The sequence below is a fragment of the Stieleria sp. genome (assembly GCF_041595215.1).
Lineage (GTDB): Bacteria > Planctomycetota > Planctomycetia > Pirellulales > Pirellulaceae > Stieleria > Stieleria magnilauensis.
The window spans coordinates 1-1,847 of sequence record NZ_JBFHKV010001386.1 but is presented as its reverse complement, the minus strand read 5'-3'; the positions used below and the strand labels follow the sequence as shown (position 1 = coordinate 1,847).

Genomic DNA, 1,847 nt, shown 5'->3' with positions numbered 1-1,847 from the left:
GTTGGCGAATTGGTTGACCGGGGTCGCCGACGCAGAGGTCGCGCGGGGCCGCAGTGCAGCGGTCCGACGGTTGACGCCGCGGAGAGACGAGCGTTTTCGTTTTTATTCACTGGCCGCACATGTCGGCGAGGGAACCGGCGACCCCGATGAATTCATCCGTTGGTCGCAATCCGATTCGTGGTTGGACAAGAACCGCTGGCTGTCGATTTGGGCGAACGCCTCCGCCCTGGCGGCGATCGTCTCCGTCCTGGTGCTGATCGCGTCGCGGATCGGCGTGGTACCCACAGTCGTCGCACAGATTGCGCTCGCGGTGGCTATCGGGTTGGTCGTGATCAACGTCGTCATCACCACGGTCATGCTGGGGCCGGTTCACCAGATTTTTTCGATCGCCATGGCCAGTCGTCAGTCGGTCGATGAGTATCGCGAACTGTTCTCCGCGGCCGAATGGTTGGAAAGTGAAGCGGACGTTCAGTCCGACGAACACTCCCCGGGGGATCGGCTGGACCATCTGCATCGTGTGCTGTTGGATGACCCGGAACAATCAGCCCGTCTGGGGATGAACGCGCTGGCACGCGTCGCATCGCTCGGGTCGCTGCGATCGTCCGCGTCCACGTTCCTGCTTTATTTGCCGCTGCAGGCCCTCTCCTTGTGGGACATTCGAGTCCTGCAGAAACTGGAAGCCTGGCAGAAAACCTATGCCCAATCGGTGCCGCGTTGGTTTGACGCGTTCGGGGAACTGGAGGCGCTGATGTCGCTGGCGGCGGTTTGCGACGAGAACCCCGATTGGGTCTTTCCGCGTTGGGCCGACGCCGGTGCGGATGAAATCCAATCGGCGGTGTTCCGATCCGTAGGGTTGGGGCATCCCTTGCTGCCGGACGACAGTCGTGTTTGCAACGACGTCACGGTCGGGCCGGCCGGGACGGTGCTGCTGGTCACCGGAAGCAACATGTCGGGCAAGAGCACGATGCTGCGGAGCGTCGGGTTGAACGTCGCCTTGGCCGGCGCCGGCGCGCCGGTGTGTGCGACGTCACTGAGTCTGCCTTCGACCGAATTGGCAACCAGCATTCGTGTCCGTGATAATCTGGCCGAAGGTGTTTCGTTCTACATGGCCGAGCTGCATCGGCTCAAAGGGGTCGTCGATCGGGCTCGGGCGATGGCATCCAACAAACGCTGTGTCTCGATGTTTCTACTCGACGAGATCCTGCAGGGAACCAATTCTCGCGAACGCCAAATTGCCGTCACCCAGGTCCTGCGTCATCTTATCGAATGCGGCGCGATCGGAGCGATCAGCACGCACGACTTGGAGCTTGCCGATGAACCGGAATTGCAGGCGGTGTCGGAGATTGTGCACTTTCGCGAAACGATCACCCCGGACGCTTCGGGCAACGAGCAGATGACGTTCGACTATCAGATGCATTCCGGCGTCAGCCCCACGACCAACGCGCTGCGGTTGTTGGAAATCGTCGGCTTGGGATCGCAGCAGCCGTAGGTTCGGTCGAAGGGGCCACCGCTGGATGGGACTGATGCGACCGATGAGTCCGATTGGTCCGATGTGTCCCATTTCACGATCGTTGCGTCAGGCTGGCGTCCGTCGGTGGTCCAGTGGGCCCGGGAAAGCGGCGCTGCGATGGCGCAGAAATCAAGCAGCGGTCGCCTATTCTCTCCGCAACCCGTCGGCGCGGTTCTCCCCACCGGCGTCGCAGGTCCTTTTTTAGGGGCTGGTCCAAGCCCTTAGCCTCTGTCGCACGGCTTTCAGAGTGCCCCAGCCGAGGAGCTGGAGGAAACGCGTGCCGCCTCGGTACGAGACGTGCCTTGAGGGTCTGGGGGACTGGAAATGAATTGCGTCC

The 1,847-nt window shown here is 62.0% G+C and carries 1 protein-coding gene; it reads left to right on the top strand.

The window, feature by feature from the left end:
- On the top strand, window positions 1-1,489 hold a 1,489-nt coding region (locus ABX749_RS31490; protein ID WP_372899521.1), incomplete at its 5' end, for a MutS family DNA mismatch repair protein.
- Window positions 1,490-1,847 lie beyond the last annotated feature (358 nt).